At 64.0% G+C, this 21,516-nt stretch carries 18 protein-coding genes; 11 read left to right on the top strand and 7 right to left on the bottom strand.

Annotated features, from left to right (window positions below; all coding sequences use genetic code 11):
* Positions 1–302 precede the first annotated feature (302 nt).
* From AC5RW2_RS30300 to AC5RW2_RS30285, 4 genes are read left to right on the top strand one after another with little or no spacing between them, the layout of a single operon-like run.
* Positions 303–1,118, top strand: coding sequence for a 2-keto-4-pentenoate hydratase (locus tag AC5RW2_RS30300; RefSeq protein ID WP_493963785.1), 816 nt, complete (start codon positions 303–305; stop codon positions 1,116–1,118).
* Positions 1,118–2,092 (top strand): acetaldehyde dehydrogenase (acetylating), encoded by a 975-nt coding sequence (locus AC5RW2_RS30295; RefSeq protein ID WP_493963784.1) that lies wholly within the window; start codon positions 1,118–1,120, stop codon positions 2,090–2,092. The genes AC5RW2_RS30300 and AC5RW2_RS30295 overlap by 1 nt, the downstream gene beginning before the upstream one ends.
* Positions 2,093–2,094: 2 nt before the next feature.
* Positions 2,095–3,102 carry a 4-hydroxy-2-oxovalerate aldolase gene (gene dmpG, locus AC5RW2_RS30290; protein ID WP_493963783.1) on the top strand — a complete coding sequence of 336 codons (1,008 nt, stop codon included), beginning with the start codon at positions 2,095–2,097 and terminating at the stop codon, positions 3,100–3,102.
* A gap of 32 nt (positions 3,103–3,134) precedes the next feature.
* A complete protein-coding gene (locus AC5RW2_RS30285; RefSeq protein WP_493963782.1) occupies positions 3,135–4,328 on the top strand; it encodes a flavin reductase in 1,194 nt (397 codons plus the stop codon).
* Positions 4,329–4,363: 35 nt separating this feature from the next.
* On the opposite strand, the gene AC5RW2_RS30280 is transcribed toward AC5RW2_RS30285, so the two are convergent.
* The 5 genes from AC5RW2_RS30280 to AC5RW2_RS30260 form a co-directional block, all read right to left on the bottom strand.
* Positions 4,364–5,680 (bottom strand): TetR/AcrR family transcriptional regulator, encoded by a 1,317-nt coding sequence (locus AC5RW2_RS30280; RefSeq protein WP_493963781.1) that lies wholly within the window; start codon positions 5,678–5,680, stop codon positions 4,364–4,366.
* A gap of 686 nt (positions 5,681–6,366) precedes the next feature.
* Positions 6,367–7,695 (bottom strand): hypothetical protein, encoded by a 1,329-nt coding sequence (locus AC5RW2_RS30275; protein ID WP_493963780.1) that lies wholly within the window; start codon positions 7,693–7,695, stop codon positions 6,367–6,369.
* Positions 7,696–7,994: 299 nt separating this feature from the next.
* Positions 7,995–8,981 carry a hypothetical protein gene (locus AC5RW2_RS30270; RefSeq protein WP_493963779.1) on the bottom strand — a complete coding sequence of 329 codons (987 nt, stop codon included), beginning with the start codon at positions 8,979–8,981 and terminating at the stop codon, positions 7,995–7,997.
* A gap of 454 nt (positions 8,982–9,435) precedes the next feature.
* Positions 9,436–9,789, bottom strand: a complete 354-nt coding sequence (locus tag AC5RW2_RS30265; RefSeq protein ID WP_493963778.1) for a hypothetical protein — start codon at positions 9,787–9,789, stop codon at positions 9,436–9,438.
* Positions 9,790–9,854: 65 nt separating this feature from the next.
* Complete coding sequence (locus AC5RW2_RS30260) at positions 9,855–10,604, bottom strand: hypothetical protein (RefSeq protein WP_493963777.1); 750 nt, start codon at positions 10,602–10,604, stop codon at positions 9,855–9,857.
* 463 nt (positions 10,605–11,067) lie between these two features.
* On the opposite strand from AC5RW2_RS30260, the gene bcp reads away from it, so the two are divergent.
* Together bcp and AC5RW2_RS30250 are read left to right on the top strand one after the other, a co-directional pair.
* Complete coding sequence (bcp, locus tag AC5RW2_RS30255; RefSeq protein WP_493963776.1) at positions 11,068–11,538, top strand: thioredoxin-dependent thiol peroxidase; 471 nt, start codon at positions 11,068–11,070, stop codon at positions 11,536–11,538.
* Positions 11,539–12,089: 551 nt separating this feature from the next.
* A complete protein-coding gene (locus AC5RW2_RS30250) occupies positions 12,090–13,457 on the top strand; it encodes an MFS transporter (RefSeq protein ID WP_493963775.1) in 1,368 nt (455 codons plus the stop codon).
* Positions 13,458–13,851: 394 nt separating this feature from the next.
* On the opposite strand, the gene AC5RW2_RS30245 is transcribed toward AC5RW2_RS30250, so the two are convergent.
* A complete protein-coding gene (locus AC5RW2_RS30245) occupies positions 13,852–15,531 on the bottom strand; it encodes a thiamine pyrophosphate-binding protein (RefSeq protein ID WP_493963774.1) in 1,680 nt (559 codons plus the stop codon).
* 26 nt (positions 15,532–15,557) lie between these two features.
* Positions 15,558–16,067: a flavin reductase family protein gene (locus AC5RW2_RS30240; protein ID WP_493963773.1), complete on the bottom strand. Its 510-nt coding sequence runs from the start codon at positions 16,065–16,067 to the stop codon at positions 15,558–15,560.
* A gap of 337 nt (positions 16,068–16,404) precedes the next feature.
* Here AC5RW2_RS30240 and AC5RW2_RS30235 point away from each other — a divergent pair, with 337 nt between their 5' ends.
* From AC5RW2_RS30235 to AC5RW2_RS30215, 5 genes are all read left to right on the top strand, one after another.
* Positions 16,405–16,743, top strand: coding sequence for an EthD family reductase (locus AC5RW2_RS30235; protein WP_493943923.1), 339 nt, complete (start codon positions 16,405–16,407; stop codon positions 16,741–16,743).
* Positions 16,740–18,506: a GMC family oxidoreductase gene (locus AC5RW2_RS30230; RefSeq protein ID WP_493963772.1), complete on the top strand. Its 1,767-nt coding sequence runs from the start codon at positions 16,740–16,742 to the stop codon at positions 18,504–18,506. The genes AC5RW2_RS30235 and AC5RW2_RS30230 overlap by 4 nt, the downstream gene beginning before the upstream one ends.
* An 85-nt stretch (positions 18,507–18,591) precedes the next feature.
* Complete coding sequence (locus tag AC5RW2_RS30225; RefSeq protein ID WP_493963771.1) at positions 18,592–19,767, top strand: LLM class flavin-dependent oxidoreductase; 1,176 nt, start codon at positions 18,592–18,594, stop codon at positions 19,765–19,767.
* On the top strand, positions 19,764–20,615 hold the full coding sequence (locus tag AC5RW2_RS30220; RefSeq protein WP_493963770.1) for an isocitrate lyase/PEP mutase family protein: 852 nt from the start codon (positions 19,764–19,766) through the stop codon (positions 20,613–20,615). The genes AC5RW2_RS30225 and AC5RW2_RS30220 overlap by 4 nt, the downstream gene beginning before the upstream one ends.
* Before the next feature lie 19 nt (positions 20,616–20,634).
* A complete protein-coding gene (locus AC5RW2_RS30215) occupies positions 20,635–21,510 on the top strand; it encodes an SMP-30/gluconolactonase/LRE family protein (protein ID WP_493963769.1) in 876 nt (291 codons plus the stop codon).
* Positions 21,511–21,516: the final 6 nt, after the last annotated feature.

Genomic DNA, 21,516 nt, shown 5'->3' with positions numbered 1-21,516 from the left:
GGCCCGTCCGCGGGTGTGGGGGAACAGTCAAAGGACGTACTCGTGGCAACGCTCACCGGGACCACCCAACAACGCGATTCGTAGTCGCCGAACAGCAGGGGACATTCATTGGATAAGAAACCTCCTTTGTAGATCAACTAGGAGTGTGATGCACAACACCCCGTCTTGAAGACTCACTGTACACATCGCTACAGGGCCTCGCCACCGAGTTGCGCGACAAGTTTCTGCGTCCCGTTCTCCGGGACCGCCGTAACGCGGTTCCCATCGCCGGACGATACTGAAGGCTCACACTGGGAGGATTGATGACTGCAACCACAGGAACGGCACCTACGCACCCGGCGGAGGTCGCCGGGCTGGCCGAGCGTCTGCGCCGTGCCGAGCGCGACGGAGTTCCCATCGATCCGATCCGCGATGAGCTCGCAGCCGCTGGAGTCAGCGCCGCCTATGCTGTGCAGCGGGCGAATGAGGACGAGTGGATAGCTCAAGGCAGACGGGTGGTGGGACGCAAGATCGGCCTAACCTCCAAAGCTGTCCAATCCCAGATGGGCGTTGACCAGCCGGACTTCGGGGTCTTGTTCGCTGACATGTGCCTTGCCGACGGCGAAAGCCTGGCGGCCGGAGAGGTATTGCAGCCGCGGGTAGAGGCCGAAGTGGCCTTGGCCCTGAAGAAGGACCTGCCTGAACCCGACACCACCATGGGCGAACTGATCGCCGCAGTGGACCACCTGCTTCCCGCCATAGAGATCGTCGGCTCGCGGATCCGAAACTGGGATATCTCCATTCTGGACACCATTGCCGACAACGCCTCCTGCGGCCGAATCGTCACGGGCACACGTCCCGTCTTGCCGGCGGCCCTTGACCTGACGGTGGCCGGCATGACCCTGGAGGTCAACGGCGTCCTGGAATCCGTGGGTTCGGGTGCGGCCTGCCTCGGCCACCCGTACCGGGCGGCGCTGTGGCTGGTCAGGCGCATGGCCGAGTTGGAAAGACCGCTCCGTGCAGGAGACATCCTGATGACGGGCGCCCTCGGTCCCATGGCAGCCTTCCCGCCAGGCGCCAACGCAGTCGCAAGCATCCAGGGCCTGGGACAGGTCCGTGTCAAACATGAGGAGAAGTAGTGGATACCCAAGAACGCTGGCCGGTGGCCATCATCGGCTCCGGCAACATCGGCACCGACCTGATGATCAAGGTCCTGCGCGGGTCCAAGCGGCTCGAGATGGGGGCCATGGTGGGCATCGACCCCGAGTCCGACGGATTGCGCCGTGCCGCGAATATGGGCGTTCCCACCACTGCGGACGGTGTCCACGGGCTGCTGGGCCTGCCGAACTTCAAGGACATCAAGGTCGTCTTCGACGCCACCAGCGCATCGGCCCATCTGGCCAACTGGGACCTGCTCAAGGGCACCGGCGTCCGCATGCTGGACCTGACCCCGGCGGCCGTCGGCCCCTACTGCATTCCGGTGGTCAACCTCGAGGACCATCTGGAGGATCCCAACCTGAACATGGTCACCTGCGGCGGTCAGGCCACGGTTCCCATGGTGGCCGCCGTCTCGCAGGTCGCTCCGGTGAGGTACGCCGAGATCGTCTCCTCGGTTTCGTCCCGCTCCGCCGGACCGGGCACCCGGGCGAACATCGACGAGTTCACCGAAACCACGTCCCAGGCACTGGTCCAAGTGGGCGGTGCCACCGAGGGCAAGGCCATCATCATCATGAACCCGGCCGAGCCGCCGATGCTGATGCGCAACTCCGTGTACTGCCTGGTGGACGGTGAGCCCGACCATGCTGCCATCGAGGCCTCAATCCTGTCCATGGCTGGACGCGTGCAGCAGTACGTTCCCGGCTACAAGCTCAAGCAGGCGGTGCAGTTCGAGACCTTCGGCCGGGACAATCCGCTCTACCTCCCGGGCTCGGGGAACTTCACGGGCAGCCGCGTCATGGTGATGCTCGAAGTGACCGGCGCGGCGCACTACCTGCCCGCCTATGCGGGCAACCTGGACATCATGACCTCCGCTGCCATGGCCGTGGCTGAGCGCTGGGCCGAGCTGGCCGGGGTCGAAGCACAGCACATCGCCGCGGCGATGCAGGAGGCATAACCATGAGCAGGCTCTACATTTCTGATGTCACACTGCGCGACGGCATGCATGCCATCCGGCACCAGTACACGGTGGATCAGGCCGTCGCCATCGCCACGGCGCTCGACGCCGCTGGTGTCGCCTCCATCGAGGTGGCGCACGGGGACGGGATCAATGGCTCCTCCTGCGTCTACGGTTTCGGCGCACACACCGACCTCGAGTGGATCTCCGCCGTCGCCGGTGCCGTCAAGCAGGCCAGGGTCGCCACCCTGGCGCTGCCCGGCATCGCCACGATCCACCATCTCAAGGACGCGCACAGTGCCGGCGCCTCGGTGGTGCGCGTGGCCACGCACTGCACTGAGGCGGACGTCTCGGCGCAGCACATTGCCGCTGCCCGGGAACTGGGCATGGATACCGTCGGTTTCCTGATGATGTCCCACATGACACCCCCGGCCGAACTGGCGAAGCAGGCCAAGTTAATGGAAAGCTACGGCGCCACATGCGTCTACGTGGTCGATTCCGGCGGCGCCCTGACGATGCCCGGCGTTGCGGAGCGGATCGACGCGTTCCGGCAAGTGCTGGATCCGGCCACGGAGATCGGCATCCATGCCCACGAGAACCTTTCGCTGAGCGTGGCGAATTCACTGACCGCCGTCGAACACGGCGCCAACAGGGTGGATGCGTCACTGGCGGGCATGGGTGCCGGCGCCGGCAACGCCCCGCTGGAAGCCTTCATCGCCGCGGCGGACAAGTTCGGACTGCACCACGGCTGCAGCCTGCCGGCCCTGATGGACGCCGCCGATGACCTGGTGCGCCCGCTGCAGGACCGTCCGGTCCGGGTGGACCGGGAGACACTTTCTCTGGGTTACGCCGGGGTGTACTCCAGCTTCCTGCGCCATGCCGAGAAGGCTAGTAGCCGCTATGGGATCCCCACCACGGACATCCTGATGGAACTGGGCAAGCGGCGAATGGTCGGCGGCCAGGAGGACATGATCGTGGATGTGGCACTGGACCTGCTGGCGCAGAAGTAAGCCGCCGGACGGCTTGTCGAAAGGGCAAAAAAATGACCACAGTTAGCACGGAGCAACAGCGCGCGGCCACTGGAGATCCTCTGGTCTTCCGCAATGTGCTGGGCCACTTCCCCACCGGTGTGGTCCTGATTACCGGGATCGCCGATGACGGCGAGCCGGTGGGCATGATCGTCGGTTCCTTCACGTCGGTCTCACTGGACCCGCCGCTGGTTGCCTTCCTGCCCACCGTGGCCTCGCAGACCTTCCAGAGACTGCGTACCGCACGCTCATTCTGCGTGAACGTGCTGGCCGCGGACCAGGAGGACCTGTGCCGCCGGTTTGCCAGCCGGGCCGCAGACAAGTTCGACGGCGTATCCTGGCATCCATCGCCATCGGGTGCCCCAGTGCTGGAGGGGGTGGTGGCCTTCATCGACTGCACGTTCGAGTCCATCAACGAGGCCGGGGATCACCACCTTGTCCTCGGCGCCGTCCGCGAACTGAAGGTGTGCAATCCCGTGGCCCCGCTGCTGTTCTTCCAGGGCGGCTACGGGCGTTTTGCCCCACTCTCTCTCAGTGCCCCGTTCGAAGCGGACCTCATCGCCGGGGTGCGGCTGGCCGAACGGGGCCGGAGGGAAATGGATCAACTGGCGGCGTCGCTGGGTGTCGAATGCACAGCCATGGCCATGATCGGAGACGAGATGGCCGTGATCGTCTCCGCCTGCGGTCCCGGTCCGGGACGGGAAACGCGGCTGGGTGAGCGGATTCCGCTGATGCCCCCGCTGGGTGAGCTGTGCCTGGCCTGGGAGGAGCCCGAGACCGTTGACCGATGGCTGGCCCGGGCCCTGCCCAGCGACGAATGCACCCCGGAACAGTACCGCGAGCGCCTCGAGGCAGTACGCCGCCGCGGCTGGTCGTTAACCAGCCGCGCGGACTACCGGGACGAGGAAGTCTTCGAGGCTCTGCGCGAGTACTCCTCCGGCGTCTACACGCCTGCGCAGGAGCGCAGGATCCGCGAGGTCATCTCCCGTACCTCTAGCAGCTACGCTCCGGTGGACATAGTGCCCGGCGGGAGCTACGACGTCGACTCCCTACTGGCGCCGGTGCGCGACTCGGCAGGGAAGGTCCGGCTGGTCTTGCGCATCGCCAACCTACCGAGCCCTGCTGCGGCGGTCAACATCCTGGCCTGGGCCGATGAACTGCTACACACAACCCGGAAAATAGGCGTGGCCGCCGAAAGCCAACCCTGATTGGCAGTACGACTAAAAGTCCGGGATCGGCACCATCATCCCGCCTCTGCCGGGATGATGGTGCCGCCCTGGACCAGCACGGCCACGCGGTACAACGCCGTACTCATCAGCTCCGCCGACAATTCGGAGTCCCAGGGGCCCTCGTCGATGTGCCTGCTGAGCATCAGTCCCTCAAGGATGCGGAAGAGGCATTCGGAAAGATACTCGGCCAGCTCGGCCCGAGACTCGTCGATCATCCCTGGTGAAAGCACGCTCCGGAACCATTCCTCGGTTAGGCTTTGCATGTCCTGCAGCACGAGTTCCAGGTTCTGGCGGCCGAGGTCGGCCCGGACGGCGGGCTGAAGCAGAAGCAGGAGTCTCAGGCGCAGGATCCGAGTTGTGGCGGCAAAGTCCTCCAGCGTAGGCAGGAGCTGCCCGCGCAGGATGACGGACCAGTCGCCGTCCGCGGGCCGAGGTTCCAGTTCCGGCCGCTCGGTTTCCCATCGGCGGCATGCGTGGGTTACTACCGTGGCAATAAGATCGTCCTTGTCCTTGAAGGACCAGTAAAGCGAGCTGGCCGGGAGCTCGGCCTTTTCGCACACTCTGCTGACTGTGACGCCGTCATAGCCGAACTCGGTTATCGTCTCCTCCGCGGCGCGCAGGAGCGCCTCACGCCCCCCCTCGCCCCCGGCCACCCTGACATCCAGAGCCGGTTCACCCACGGCATCGAGCCGAGGGTCCGGAGCCAGTTCCACTATTCGGTCCGCCATTGCGTCCAAAAAGGCCGAGATCATCCACGTAACGCGGCTGTCGTCGAGCTGGCGGCTGCCGTGACGCTCGATAAACTCGCTATCCCTAATGGCTACGGTGAACCGGCCCAGCAGCAGCGCGGCGGTCGTCCTCTGCTCCATCTGTTTCGGCAGACTCCGCTCCCACCAGCGCGCCAGCCATTCGATACTCTCTCGTCGGATCTGCAGGAACCGGGCCCGGGCCGTGGAGTCAACCACCGGGCGAACCACAGCCAACTGGAGGCCGAACCGCCAGTAGTCCGTTTCGTGGTCGATCCGCGGGAACTGGAGGAGGTTGCCGTACAAGTCCGCGCTCCGGGACTCTCCCGGCGGGGAGTCGAGCCAGTTGGGGATGGCCCGCGACTGCACACGGAACGCATGTTCCAAGGACGCTGCGATCAACTGGTCCTTGTTGGAGAAGTGCCAGTATATGGAACTGGCGGACAGGCCAGTGGCCTTCCTGATCATTGAAAGCTTGGTTCCCTCGTAGCCATGGCGGGTGGCCAGGCGCATGGTTTCCTCGAGAATCCGTGCACGGGTCTGTTCCCCCTGCAAATTCTTTCGGTTCGTCTTGCGTTGCGCCACTGGCCACCTGCTGCTTTCCGGGTCGAGACTACTCGATCTCCCCTGGCTCAACCCTAACCAAAATGCGACTGGAACATTACCGCACCGCGTTTCCAGACGCTCCCGTACCGGCGTCGTTTCTGACCAGCGGCCGGAAGGCGTGCGATCGAGAACGGCAGACAAGTGGACGCCGGATGTTGCGAAGCCATAGCTTGCGCATTTTCCGTTGGAGGATCGTTGTATGGGACCGAGTAGTCGATTCCCTATCAACTCGGGCGGGATTTTCTTTCCGCTCAGGCGGCGGCGACATATCCGTCCAGGCCGAACAAGAAGATCCGTGATATAAACACCATCAAGCCGGCTCGGGATCCTTGCAGCACCAGAGGATAGCAGAGGGGCTGAGGCCTCGTCGTTCAACGAGCGGCGGGGCCTCAAGGCCGGATAGAAGCGGACGAACAGCAGGAATTCCTACATATGCAGGGGACGAGCCACTCGAAGAGCTAACGGCAACTTGGCCCTCTGCCGGCTTTCCCCCCTTCGCGCATGCCGGTCCTTAACCGCGACACCTTTCGAGCACTCCCCGGCTGCAGGGAAAGGCGCTACAGATACTGGCCTTCCCGATTCGCGTATACCCCGCCCTCAAAAGGGCCCGTAATGGTGCCCCAACCGCTACAGTTGTCACCTCGGCGGCTGCAGCCACCTGAGACTTACCGTGCCACGCGAACTGCCGATGAGGTGGCCGAACCAGGGTTATAGCCGCCCTTCTTGGTGACGGTGACCTTTACTGTGATGTTCCGTCCCCTGTCCGAGGGCCGGACCAGATAGCCGGACCTGGTCGCGCCTCTGATGGCCTTGCTGTCGCGGTACCACTGGTACTTCGCCGTCACACCGGAAGCGTTCCAAGAACCTTTCGAGGTCGACAGATAAATGCCGGGCCGTGCCTTCCCGCTGATCTTTGGTGCCTTCGTTGCCTTTAGCTTGATGACCGGTCCGGTCACCGTCGCAGTGGGCTTCGATGTTTTTCGCTCGGTCTCGTAGCCTGCCTTGGAGACGGTGACCCTGACTTTGATGGTGTGATCGCGGTCGGCGTTGCCCAGTTTGTGAGTCCGGGCGGTAGCCCCCTTTAGAGCTTTGCCGTCGCGATACCACTGGTAGGAGAACTTCACACCGGCCGAGGGCATCCAGAAGCCTGTCTGCGCGGTGAGGGTTGACCCGGTCTTCAGCGTTCCGGTGATCTTCGGGGCGGGCGACTTCGTGAACCAGGCTTTGCTAATGGTGTCTTTGGTGCTGATGGTGGTAACGGATGCGTTGGCGCCCGGCTTGTAAACGTAGATGCGTGCGCTCAGCTTCCGGCCTAGGTCGGCCATCACGGCTGTGTAGCCGGAGGTTCTTTTCCGGGCGGAAACTACCTTTCCGTCGCGCAACCACTCGTACTCTTCGATGTAAGTGCCTTGGGAGTCAAAGTCCCCCGTGTCAACCAAAAGGTTCTGGCCGACTCGGGTGATGCCGCCGATCCAGGGCTTCTTCGGGGCCGGGGCCACCGGCTTTACCGTTCCTGCCGGCTGAACGATGACATCCGGGGAGGTTAACGGGTCGCTAAAAGCATCGATGCGCAACGTGACGGTCAGGTTCACGCTGCGGCCTTCATCGGCCTTTGTGAGCGTGTAGCGCGGGCCGGTGGCGCCGCCGATGGGGACGCCGTCGCGGGTCCATTGGAAGACAGGATCGGCCTCGGAGACCGTCAGCTGCCGTTTCGAATTGGTTTTGGTGTTGTGCAGCTCGTACTCCGGCTGGACCCAGGACAGGGTGTTGCCCACTACGTAGGCGCCGTCGAGCTGAGTGCCGTAGCTGTCGAGGACGACCGCCGGGCCGATGATGACCGGGTAGTAGGAGTGCCAGCCGTCGTCGGAGCAGTTGTAGACGTACTTGCTGTTCTCCTGCTGCACACAGTGGCGCGCAGCATGGGCCGGGGCTGCGATGCCGAGTAGGGAGAGCGACACGGCGGCAGCGGCCAGGCCGCGGAATAGAGGCTTCATCAATTTTCCCCTGGTGCTGGGCGCGATTGGATCCAGCACGGGCATAATTCACCAGTCCGGGCACAATCGAGGAACCTGACGGTCAGTTTCCCTTGTCAGGACTATCGACGAGTGCAGCCGGGAAGTAAGAGATCGCGCAGATGACCGCCACATTCTGGCCTCTGTCGACACAACCTGATTGCACCTTGAACGTGGAGATTCTCTTGTATGCTAGGCGGCGAGCCAGTTTCGGGAGGCGCCGGAAGGTGCGGGGAGGGCTGAAGGCTTCCTCCGGCCCGGTACACCTGTCCGGCGGCCTGCTACCGACGAATGACCAAGTCTTGGGTTTTAGTGGCGGTGTACATGGGCGACCAGGTTTTCTTGATCACCGTACTGTTTGTCTTCTTGACCAGCGGCTCCCCTGGGAAGAGCGTTACAGTTGCCTTCGCGCCGATCACCGGCTTGGGCACCCCTGCGGTCTCCTTCTCGTTGTCATTCCAAACGGTCTGGCCGGCGGTGCGGCCGAGGAGCCAGCGCTGCCCTTCGCCCTTCTTTTCGACCATATAGTAGGCGTCGGTGATGTACTCGCCCTCGAAATCTCCGGTGCATTTGAGCCGCATATCAATCCAGGCCGCGTATTCGCTCTCGCCTTCGGCCCTAGGCCAGAACCCGAAAACCTTGCAAGTCATCTCCGTGGACTTCTTGGAGCGACCGTTGTTGTAGGCGACGAGAATCTCACCCCCGGCCTCCGTGACCGTGGTGTAGACGGGGAACCGGTATTTCGTCCTCGTCGTGACCTTGTACCTGCCGGGCCTGAGGGCGGCCGTGCCCTTGTCCTGGGCCACCGTTTTCGTCCCCTGTTTGACCGTCAGCCGGCTGGAGACGACGTGGGTGCCTTTGGCCGCCGAAACTTTCGGCCGGATCTTAGCCGTGCCGTGCGCTGCTGCTGTCCTGTCGGTGATCCTGCCGACGGTCACGGCGGGAGTGACGGTGAGGTTTTGCTTCCGGCTGGTGGTTTTCAGGTCCGAATAGACGCTGCCGCCATGGCTGGTGGTCCAGTATTTGACCGTGGTGGTGACGGTGTATTTGCCGGCCTTGAGTCTGGCGGCGCCCTTGCCGCGGACCAGTGTCTTCTTGCCCTGGGCGACGGTGAGGGTCTTGGAGGAGACCTTGACCGGGCCGCTGAGTGACATCGCCGGCTTAATGACGGCGGTACCTCCCACCTTCACGACCGGGCTGGTGATGGTCCTGATGGTGACCTTCGCTGCGGCCTTTTTGGTGACAGCGGCAGGGACTGAGGCGGGCAAACCGGAAGCCGGCGAAGCGGCAGCCCCCGGCATAAATCCAAGTCCGATACCCGCTGCAACGACGAGAGACAGCGCGCCTCTAGTAAACTTGTTCAATTTTCCCCCAACTGTGTCTCATTCTGGTGGGATCCAGCATATAAACGTTTCAGTTAAATGGGAGGCCTGATGTCCACGCGCTTCCGTTTAACGTGAATTGCCTAGGGTTGACTGCCCGCGGGATTCCCCGGGTCCGTGCCCAGATGTTTGCGCTGTTGGCCTTATTCTCGATTCCATCAAAGGCTCCGCTGCTCGCTACTGAGACTGGGCCGGGTGGGACACGTTGTTGAGACCCGGCCGTCCCGGGAATCGGGGGCGGGACGAGCGAGTAACAGGCTAGGTGTCCTGTCTTGGAAAACGGTCCTTTGATGAAAGACGGCGCAAAGCTAAGTCCCACATTTGTCCCCCAAACTTTGGGTTAGGTCGTGTCTCCAGACGTTGCCGCATCGGGCATCAGAGCAGCCTTGAGGATCTTTACTCGGTCCGGAGAGACAACGCCAAAAGCATGCTTCTCCAGGATCGCCAGAGCTAATGCCTTGACTCTCTCCAACTGCGGTCCGTCAATTGCACGTTTGTTTCCGTGAACGAGTTTGCTTCGAATGCCGTAGAGCCGTCCGAGAGGCTCCTTTATGACTGGTTCACCTACGCCGAGGATCTCGGCCAGGGTCCGCCGCAAGGGAGCGATGTTGGCGTTCTCACCCAACTCGAGTGATTCAAGCACGAGCCAGTAAGCGATGAATCTCATCACGGGATCGGCTTGGGATTCGGCCACCCAGTACCACTGAGAGGCAACCCTCATCTGCTGACGAGCCTGGTCAGAAGCGCCCGTAAAGCGGTCTACCTTGGGTTTGAGTGCATGGAGTCCGCCGCCTCCAATACTTTAAGAGTTGCTTGGGATTCGAGAGAAACCGTCCGGCCTCCCAGCAGCCGGTTCCAGTGCCAATCGCTATGTACTTCACCAATTTCCTCAGTGATTATTGGGCCAAGAACGCGTTCTCCATACAAAAGGTCCAGCATCACGATCAAAGGTGAAACGGCGGCTCTTCCGGCGGCCACCATTTGTTCATATTGAGTCGGAACGTCGGTATCCAAGATGTATAAAAACTCCACGTAGTTCCCCACCGGAGTCTCGCTCTGGTGTGCTCGAACGTTCACCTGGACGTTCTGCATGAACTCGTAGTCGAAGGCGTCTCCTTCATTCTTGAGCTTGCCCCATTCAGGCAACAGGAACTGCCCTGGTTGCCGGGCAGGTAAGGTTCCTTCAAATACGGGTTCTCCCAGAACAACCGCATCGTTGCCGAAGACCAGTCGCAAGTTGCCCATCTCGATATTCAAGCGGGGGATGACCACGGTTCGAATCGTCTTGTAGATGACTCGGTATCCGGGCGTGCCGCCGCCCGGAGGATGCTCTTCATCGGACATTTGCCAGCCTCCGAAGCTCAGAGGCGTAGGTGTCTCTGCCTGTGGTTCCCATGCAGCAATGAAGTCATCAAGTCCCTGGACGCGGTCATCAGGGATGGCCACACTACGTCCGCCTGTCCCTGTCACTCGTACGCCCGGGTCGCCGTTTTCCTGGCTTACGTCCATTTATCCCTACATCCTCTGATCCGGGGCCGTAAGAAACCGGCACTTCAGATGGTGGGTGAACCCATCCCGACGCGGCGGACAGCGGCCGCATGTGTGAGCGCCATCAATTAGGTGTGCGCCGCGCGCCATGACGAATCCGGCGCCGTAGCGATTAACCTAACCGACAACAAGCTCGAACTGAACGAGGCCAGGGACGAAGCGCCGATAACAGCGCATATGTCGTCTTTTGGCTGCTTTCTGGCAATCTCATTCACACGATTGGCGGCGGCGTTGAAGATGGCTCCTGTAGGTTCCTGTGCGAGAAGCCCCTCAAGTCCGGAACTCTAGCCCGAGGTCTTCGGCGGACCGGAGACCACCCGATGCCTCACGCAATGGTTGTAGCAGCGGGGCTCTCCTGCGTCGGCTGCGCCATTAGACTCGGTGAGGAAAGCACAGTTCGCACTGGTTCTTCCGACGAAAGAGGATGTTCGTGTCCCAGCTTCAGCCCGGTATGCCCGCCCCCGAGTTCACCCTGTCCGACGCCGACGGCAAGAAGGTCTCGCTGTCCGACTACGCCGGCTGGAATGTAGTGCTCTACTTCTACCCCAGAGCCGCCACCCCCGGTTGCACTATTGAGGCCTGCGACTTCCGCGACAGCCTCAACTCACTGCAGGCCGCCAACTATGACGTCATCGGGATTTCGCCGGACGGCGCCGAGGCCATACACGCATTCAGCGACGCCGAGGGCCTGACCTTCCCGCTGCTGTCCGATCCGGATTTTGCCGTGGCGAAGGCGTACGGCTCCTATGGCGACAAAATGTTCGGCGACAAGGTCTTCACCGGAACGCTTCGCAGCACATTTGTGGTCGGCCAAGACGGAACCATCAAGCACGCCGAGTATGACGTAGATGCCAAGGGCCACGTCGCGCGACTGCGCGAAACCCTCGGGGTCTGATTCCAAAAGCGAGGCAGCCGCCATAGCCATTGCCCGCAGTGGAGTATCAGTGACCATGGCCTCGGCGATCCGTTCCTTCGGTCCCAGTAGCACATGCAGCGACAACTCGTTACCAGTGCGGTAACGCTGGTCATGCCGCGGACATCGTTTTTACTTGCCCTCGCCGCGCTCGTCGATGTTCGACAGTCTAACTACGACGGCAGATAACCGTCGACATTCGTGGTCACGGGTGTGCCAGGGCTTTTTAGGAATTCTTGTCACTGTAGCGACGTTTGCTGCGCTGCTGATTTTCGGCCGAACTTCAGGGCGAAGCCACCGTCTTACGGGCGCTTCCAATTGGGATGATTATTAGAGAGATGATGGGTCACGACAAAATGGTGTACACCCCCATCACGTCGCCCTAAGGGCTTCAAAGGGTTGATCTTCCGTGCAATCGAGTTGACCTAGAAGGAAACGCTCGAGTCTTTCGTGTTCAGTTTCGCCCAGCCATGAGGTGGCATGTAAGGAGCATCACATCAAGGTGGTGAACTTTACATCAAGGACAGTAATTCATGACAACTTCGAAATCTGCCGAGCGGATAACGGACTACGCTGCAAGAAAAGAGCGTCGCCGCGCCCAGGGGTCCAGTTTCTTGGGCTCCGTCGTCGAAGCCTACGACTTCCTGCTTTATGCCTCTGCAGCCGCATTGGTTTTTCCACGGGTTATGTTCACCGGGATGGATCCAGCCCTCGGGACGACGTTGGCCTTCGTCACACTGCTGGCGGGCTATTTAGCGCGGCCGCTTGGTGGCTTGCTCTTCGGCCACTTTGGCGACCGCATAGGGCGCAAGCCCATGCTGTTTATCTCCGTCCTGGTGATGGGTGTGGTCTCGCTGGCTATCGGCCTGATGCCAACGAATCTGGGACCGGTCATTTCCGGCGTCATCCTCACCGGCATCCGCGTCATCCAAGGAATCGTCGTGGGCGGCGAATGGAGCGGTGCCACGCTGATGTCCATGGAACACTCGAATAAGCGGAACAAGGGCTTCGGGGCATCCATTGCCGTGTCAGGTGGGCCGGCGGGGTCCGTGCTCGCCACCCTCGTGCTCGGAATCTTCGTAGCGCTCCCGGAGGAGCAATTCCTGGCCTGGGGCTGGCGGGTTCCTTTCCTGTTGTCGATTGTCGTAGTCGCCGTCGCCGTGTACCTGCGTTACCGGGTCTCGGAGTCGCCGGAGTTCAAAGCGGCAGCGCCGGGCGCGGTCAAGCAGAAAGCGCCGCTTCTGAGGCTGTTCCGTGACTCTCGCGGAAAAATCCTGCTGGGAATTCTCGTAGCCTTGGCACCGCTATTCCTTCAGGTCATGCTGGCGTCCTTCATGATTTCCCACCTCGCCGGGCGATCAGCAGCCTTGGCAGGTGAAGGAGCAGCGCCCGCAATCACCGTGGACGCCCTGCTGTTCATGCTCACGGCGGCAAGTGCAGTTGGCGTTCTCACCATCCCGCTGGTCGGCTGGCTTTCCGACCGCATCGGCCGGAACCGCATGCTCGTGGCAGGGGCGGTTCTGGGCATGGTCGGCGTGTGGCCGATGATGGCATTGTTCAGCACCAATGACCCATTCCTCATCGGCCTAGGCTTCATGCTCGGTTTGCCGGTGATGCAGGTATCGATGCTCGGGGTGCTGGGTGCTTTCCTGGCGGAACTGTTTGAGACGACGACGCGCTACACGGGATTGTCTCTGACGTTTCAGGTGGGAGCTGCGATCGGTGGCGGTACGGCACCGCTGGTTGCGCAATACCTCGGGCAGGCCGGTGGCGGCGGACTGACATTGATCGCGGTCTATTACTGCTTGCTTGCTGGCGTCGCTGCGGCAGCTGTCCTGATCGCAGGGCGGCATCAACGGATCAGGTCGAGAGAGACCGCGAGCATTGGCACCTTGGCGTAGCAGGGGCTGGTAGCGCCCCCAAGTCGGTAGTCCGGCCTCTCGCGTCCTTTGGATGCTAGAGGCCGGACTGCAGCGGCGCTGCTTTAATTTCAATGATTCTCGTCATTTACCGGGCAACAGACTACTGGAAATGTCGTAGGCCCCATTCAGACATGCCCATTAGCTTCGGCGTTGATCCAATGCTGAAGGTTATCAGGGGCGTCCAAAATGTGGATCAACCGAATGGTCTTTGAAACGCCGCGTCCTGGGCAAAGGATCTGCAGGATTGCATGGCGCACTGGTCCGCGCCCTGTGATCCGGCACTGGTGAAGCTAGGCAACCGACAGCGTTTTCCAGTTTCTGGTTGGTCCAGCACCTGCCGTGCTCGTGGTGCTGGGGCTAAAGTTGCCCCGCGCTACTCGTGCCGTCCCGCTGGCTCGGAGCGTTTCAGTGTCAGCTCGATGATTTCAAGGATGTAGGGGGCGATGATGCCCTGCGAGACCCTCAGGTCGGCCACGAAGGTTCCCTCCGCGCCGGCGTCGACCCAGTCCTGGATCTGGTCCAGGTCGTCCAGGGTGCGGATGACCGCTGACTTAGCGCCGAACCCGAGGGCGACCTGCGCGAAATCAACCTGCGGAATCTGCATGATTTCTTGGTCCAGTCCCTGCGAACCGTATTGATGGACCTCGGCGCCGTAAGCCGCGTCGTTGAACACGAGCACAACGGCACTGCGGGCCACCCGAACCAGCGTGTCCAAGTCTGGTAGACCCATGAGCCCGCCGCCGTCGCCGGTGACCACCACGGTGGTGCGTTCCGGGCGGGCGACGGCGGCACCTGCGGCCGACGGCAGCCCCAATCCGATCGACTGATAGGTTGTCCCGACCAGGGTGATGCTGTCCGGCGAGGGCAGTTCGAAGTAGGTGTTTGCCCAGCCGATGAAGTGTCCGCCATCGGAAACCAGTTGGCGTTCGGCAGGAAGGATGTTGTTCAGCCGGCGCATCAGGCTGCGCGGGTCCAGCCGACCGTCGGGGGCCAGGTCATCGCCGGGCTCGCGATCGAATTGCAGGGTGGATTCTTTCGCCTGCTCGGCAGTCCCGCCCCAGGGCATTTGCCCGGTCTTTCCCTCGCCGGCCAGGGACCGGAACCGCTCCACCAGGGCCGGGATGGCATCGGCCGCGTCGGCCCGGATGAAGTGGTCCACCAACGGCGAGGTCGCTGCTTCGCCGACGTCGATCTGCACAACCGTGGCGGCCTCACCAAAGGCATGCCCGAAAGATGTGGTGAACTGGTTCAGCCGGGCGCCGACCACCAGGACGACGTCGGCCGCTTTGATCAGTGCGGCCGAGGACTCAGAGGCGAAGCCGCCGGCCACGCCGAGATCGTAGGCGCGTCCGGCGAAAGTGCCGCGGGCGGGTGCACTCGTGGCGGTGAGCGCCCCGGCAAGGTCCGCCAGCCAGCCCAGTTCGCTGGCTGCGCTGCGTGCTCCGCGACCGGCCAGCACGAGTGGTCGTTTTGCCTGAAGGAGCAGTTCGGCCACCTGACCGAGTTGGGCCTGATCCGCCGTCGCTGTTGCCAGCGGCGGGAGGCCGGGCGCAATGGTGCCCTCATCAGCGGCGACTGAGGTCGCGACGTCGTACGGGATGGCCAGTACCACGGCGGTGCGCCGCGTGACGGCGTAGTGGAAGGCGTCAAGCGCAGTCTGGCCAGCGTTTTCGCCGGTCACCGTGAAGGTGTTGACACCCATTGCGGCTGCCATCGCCGTTTGATCCACGTCCCAGGGGCGCGGGCCAGTGCTCGGGGCATCGCCGACCACAAGCAACACCGGCGTGTTGGCCTGCGCGGCTTCGGCCAGGGAGGTCAAGGTGTTCGTGAAACCGGGACCGAACGTCGTCGTCGCTACCGCGGGCCGCCGGGACACCCGGCAGTAAGCATCGGCGGCCGCGACCGTGGCGGTTTCGTGCCGCATCGCGTGCATCCGCACTGGCTGCCGGGCCAGCGCATCGACGAAGTAGGCATTGCCGTTACCCATCAGGGCAAAGACCTCGTCGACCTGTCCGGCCAGGACCTCGGCGACGCGCTCGGAGACTGTTGTCATGGTGTTCCTTCGTGGTGGGTTCTGTGTCAGCGCGCGGGCAGGAAGGACCCGAAGCCCCCGCGGAAATAGGCCAGCGGTTCGCCCGGCGCGGTCACGGCCGTCTCGACGCAGGCCAGAAAGACCGTGTGGGTGCCGCCAGTAGTGGTCGACTCGGTGCGGCAGACCATACCGGCGATGGCCCCGGGGAGCAGCGGCATGCCGTCCACCTGGTTCGCGGCGACTCCGTCAAACTTATCAGGGCCCTTGCCCGCGAAGCGGCGCGCCAGGTCCTGCTGGTCTTCGGAGAGGATGCTGATGCCGAATCGGCCGGCCGCTAAGAGCGCATCGTGGGTGCTGCTGGACCGATTCAGACAAACCAGCATCATCGGCGGTTCCATGGACAGGCTGGTCACAGCAGATGCCGTGGTGCCGTAGAGCCGTCCACCGGATGCGGTGGTGATGACGGCGACGCCGCTGGCAAAGTGACCGGCGGCCTCACGAAACCGGTCCTGGCTGAGCGTCGCTGTCGGAGCTGGGGTACTGGGTGCGATCGTCACGGTAATAGTCACTTCCTGCCGATGAAGGCACAGTGTGCCGCTGTTAGTGGCCCGAGCCTACGTCCGGCGTTCCCGACCGGGACAGTGCTGCGGGGCCGACTATTCGCCGTGCGTCAAATCGATTTCCCGCGTTGCCAAGCCGCTTCGGCGGGCCATTTCCCGCCTGCTTTTCCAGTCTTCCCGCAATGCCAAGTGGGGTTCCCGGATGGTCAAGATCGGCGCCGCGACCTGTGGCTACGATCACTTCCAAGCAGATGCGGAGGCAGGGATCGCCGCACCCGACACCACCGTCCCGCCGGTTCGGCCCAATGGCTGACTCGGCCGCTGAAAGGAAGACATGTACCGCATTACCGTCACCTATGGACAGCCCGCTGACCCTGAGGCGTTCGACCGCCACTACGAGCAGGTGCACGCGCCATTGGCTGGGCAATTGCCCGGCCTGCGGTCGTTCACCACACTCAAGGGGGAGTCGCTCGACGACGCCGCCTCGCCCTGGTATTTCCAGGCGAACCTGTACTTCGCGGACAAGGACGCCGCGCTGGCTGCGCTCGGCTCGGAGACCGGGCAGGCGGCCGGGGCAGACATCGCGAATTTCGCCACCGGCGGCGCCACCTTGGCCGGGGGCCACGAGGTCGAGGTGGGCGTGGTCGACGCTGTGGAGCAGGTTGCGCCGTGACCGGTGGTTATGACTTCATCATCGTCGGCGCCGGGCCGGCCGGCTCCGTGCTGGCCAACAGGCTCAGCGCGGACCCGCAGAACCGGGTGCTGCTGCTGGAAGCCGGCGGCGCTCCGACCGGGCTGCCGTTCCGGGTCCCGGTGCTGTCCACCAAGCTGTGGTTCAGCCCAGAGCACACTTGGATGCTCCGCTCCGAGGAAGAACCAGGGCTGAACAACCGCCGGCTGCCGATCCCCGCCGGGAAGGTCCTTGGCGGGGGCACGTCGATCAACGGCATGGTCTTCAACCGCGGTCTGCCCACGGACTACGAGGCCTTCAAGGAGATGGGTCTTGAGCAGTGGGGATACCGCGAATTGCTGCCCTACTTCAAACGAACAGAGACGAACTGGCGCGGAAGCTCGCGCTATCACGGCGACAAGGGCCCCATCCGGGTAAACCGGTTCAACAGCATCCACCCCGTGGCCGCCGACGCCTTGCTGGCCGCCCAGGCGATGGGCTTCCCGCTCACCGACGACTTCATGGGCGCCCAACCAACCGGCTTCGGCATCCCCGACACCAACATTCACCGTGGCCGCCGGGTCAGCGCCTACGACGCTTACCTGAAGCCCGTGCTGGACCGCGAGAACCTCACCATCTTGACCGGGGCGCAGGCCACTCGGATCGTGCTTGAAGCCGGCCGCGCCGTCGCCGTCGATTACTTGGTCTCCGGGCAGCCGCAATCCTCCAGGGCCGAACGGGAGATCATCATCGCCGGTGGCGCCTACCGGACCCCGCACCTGCTGATGCACTCCGGGATCGGGAACCCGGACGAACTGCGCCGCCACGGTTTGGCCGTTGCCCACGAGTCGAGCGAAGTGGGCCAGAACCTGGTCGAACAACCGGCCATCGGCGTCGAAGTCGCTTGCCGGCCCGAGCACGCCTTCGACCACGAGATGCGGTGGGACCGAGCCGCGGCGAACGCGCTGAAGTGGGCCGTCACCGGGAAAGGTGCCTTCTCCGGCATGCCGGTGGTGGTCACCGGCGTCGCCTCCACAACCAATGAAACCGAAGGCCCGGACATCCGCTTCATGCTCGGCGGGACCGCTGACTCGCGCCCGTGGCGGCCCTATTCGGACCGTCGACGCGGCGATGTCCTGGTGGCCAACGCCGGCGTCTCCTACCCGCACAGCCGCGGCCAGGTCCGGCTCGCCTCGGGATCCCCGCTGGACGCACCGCGGGTGAACTACAACCTGCTGCAGGACCCTCGCGACGTGGAGGACCTCAAACGCGGCTACCGGGTCCTGCTCAGTTGGCTCGACCAGCCGAGCCTGCGCCGGCACATCGGCGCAATCGCCCGGCCGGCATCGCTGCCCCGGACCGAGGCGGAACTGGAGGACTTCCTCCGCTCGGCCGCCTCGACCACGCAGCACCCGCTGGCCACCTGCCGGATGGGCGTCGACGCCGGCGCCGTGGTCGACCCGGAATTGCGAGTCAACGGCGTGTCAGGCCTGCGCATCGCGGACGCGTCCGTGCTGCCGCGGCAGATCGGCGGGAACCCGACTGGGGTCATCGCCATGCTCGGCGAGAAGGCAGCGGACCTGGTGCTGGGCGCCCTCGCCCCCGCCCCGGTGCTCGAAGCCCAGGAAGCAATCGACGCCGCCCGCGCGGCGCACCCGATCATCGACCTGCCGGATTTCCCTGGATCCGGAAAGTCCGGCGATACCGGCGCCGACTCCCGGGCCGCGGTCGCGGCCGAACCATGGGAGACCAAAACCGGCTGGTGACCGCGGTCGGCCTCGGCTCAGCGCCACCTGACTACGCGTTCCACAAACCCCATCGCAGCAAGACCCCTTAGAAAGGCACCCTCAGATGACTTCACATGATCCCACTGCCCCGCGCGTCCACCCGCTGTTCGGACCCAACAAACTCAAGCTGGGCGTCTTTGGCATGAACGGCTCCGGCACTGTGATGACTAAGCACCCGGACCGGCACACGCCGTCGTGGGCCTACACCTCGCAGCTCGGGCAAATGATCGACCAGGCCGGATTCGAAGCGATCGTCCCGTACTCCCGCTGGCACGCGTTCGGCGACGCCCACCACTTCAGCGGCCAGGTCCTGGACCCGTTCGTCTGGGCCGGCGCGCTGGGAGCCACCACCAGCAACCCGTCGGTTTTCAGCACCGTGCACACCACCACCACCCATCCGATTGTCGCGGCTAAGCAGGGCGCCACGATCGACGACATTTCCAACGGCCGCTTCACCCTGAACGTGGTGTGCGGCTGGTTCATGCCGGAGATGGAGATGTTCGGCGGCGACTTCGATCCAAACCGGCGTTACGATCACGCCGAAGAGTGGATCACCATCATCAAGCGGCTGTGGACGGAGCCGGACGGCTTCGATTTCGACGGCGAGTTCTTCCAGCTCAAGGACGCGATGCTGGCGCCGAAGCCAGCGTCCAGCCCGATGCCGCCGATCATGAACGCGGGCAGCTCCGGCCGCGGCCGGGACTTCGCCGCCAAACATGCCGACGTCGCCTTCATCATGATCCCGGATCCGTCTCCGGAGGCGGTCAGCGCGCAGGTGAAGTCCTACAAGGAATACGCCAGGGAGAAGTACGGCCGGGACATCCAGGTCTGGGCCCATTCCCTGGTGATCCAGCGCGAGGACGCGGCAGCTGGCCGCGCCGCCTTCGACTACTACACCGATACACACGGCGACCACGAAGCGATCGATTTGTTCGCCAGCTTCCAGATCCAAAACCACGCCCAAACCGCTCCGGAAATCCTCCGCGCGGTTCGCGAAGCGGCTGCCGGTGGCGGCGGCGTGCACTTGTTCGGTAACGCCCAGGACATCGCCGACCGACTGGCCATGCTTTCCGACGCGGGGGTCGACGGCGTGCTGACCACCTTCGTGGACTTCGAATCCGGCCTCCGCGAGTTCAACGAGACCGTACTGCCGCTGCTGGAACAGCGCGGCCTGCGCGGCCCCGCCCCGGAATCCGCCGGAGCGGCCGCCGGCCGCGCGGCCGAACAGGTTTCGGCATGACCGGCATGCGTGCGCTTATCCGCTCGGACCGGACCGTCCTGATTCCCGGGGCCCATGACGCGATCACCGCCCGGATGATCGAGGACGCCGGCTTCGACGCCCTGGCCATCGGCGGCGCTTCGCTGGCTGCCACCCAGCTGGCGCTGCCCGACATTGGGCTTCAGAGCTTCGGTGAATACCGGGACGCGGTCGGCAGGATCCTGCAGGGCAGCAAGCTGCCGGCCATGGTCGACGGCGAAAACGGTTTCGGCGACGCCAAGGCCATCACCCGCACCGTTCGATCCTTCGAGGCGCTCGGCGTCGCCGGCATGTCATTCGAGGACTTGAGCTTCCCGCCGGTCCTTGGGGTCCCACCGTCGGTCATCAGCGAGGCCGAGATGACGGTCAAGCTCGAGGCGGCGCTGGCCGCCCGGCAGAACCCGGAGACCTTCATCGTCGGCCGGACCGATGCGGCCGGAATCCTCGGCCTGGACGCCGGGCTGGAACGCGCCCGGCTCTACGAGGACATCGGCGTTGACGCCGTGCTGTTGACCGGGGTTCCCGACGTGGAGTCGCTGAAGCGGGCCCGCGATGCCGTGACCGTCCCGATCATCGCAATCATCGTTGAAAACGGCCCATGGGCCACGGCCACCCCGGAGGAGCTGTCCGCGATGGGCTACGAGTTCGCGCTCTACCCAGCCTCTCTGATGCTCGCCGGCCTCACGGGTTATCGGCAGGGCCTCGACGCCATCCGGTCCGGCAGCACCGCGCTGCCCGCCGACAGCATCGGGCACCAGGGGCTGCGCGCGCTGGTCCGCCCCGAGGAGTGGGCCGCCGTGGATGCCCGCGCCCTGGACGGCATCCACTAACCGTTCGAAAGGCACAAGCATGCAAACACTCACCGTCACCCGGGTCGACGTGCCGGCCTGCAAACTCGGCGAGGGCCCTGTCTGGGACGTTGACGAACAGGCCCTCTACTACGTGGACGCGGCCGGTTTCGCCCTGCACCGGTACGACCCGGCAACCGGCGACCTGAAGACGTGGAACTTCGAGGGCCGGGTAGCCTGCCTGGGCATCCGACGCGACGGCGGCGCCATCCTCGCGCTGTGGAACGGGATGCACCTGTTCGACTTCGCCACCGGCGAGCTCACCCTGATCGGCGATCCCGACCCGGCCCAGCCCCGCACTTCGCTCAACGATGGCAAGGTGGACCCACGCGGCCGCTACATCTGCGGCAGCGTCGACCTGCAGGTGAGCGCCCCGCTGGGCAAGCTCTACAGCATCGGCTCCGACGGTGCCATCGACGTCCTGGACCAGGACATTACGGTCGCCAACGGGCCGTGCTGGTCCCCCGACGGCACCACCTTCTACCACGCCGACAGCGTGCCGAAGACGATCTACGCCTACGACTACGACCTGGACACCGGCGCCGTCGCCAACCGGCGCGTCTTCGCCAAGACCGACTCGCTCGGGGGCATCCCGGACGGCGCCACGGTCGACGCCGAGGGCTACCTCTGGACCGCCGTGTGCGAAGGCGGGGTGGTGGCCCGGTTCGCCCCGGACGGGACACTGGACCGCACCGTCGAGCTGCCCACCAGCATGGTCTCCAGCGTCATGTTCGGCGGTCCCGACCTGGACCGGCTCTTTGTCACCTCCATCGACCCGCGCACCTTCGGCAAGGAGGCCGAGGAGGACGGCGGCCGGATGTTCGTCATCGACGGCCTCGGCGTCCGGGGCCTGCCCGAGCACCGCTACGCCGGCTGAACGCCG

The sequence above is a fragment of the Arthrobacter sp. B0316-1-20 genome, from assembly GCF_059091865.1.
This window is presented reverse-complemented; position numbering and strand designations above follow the sequence as displayed.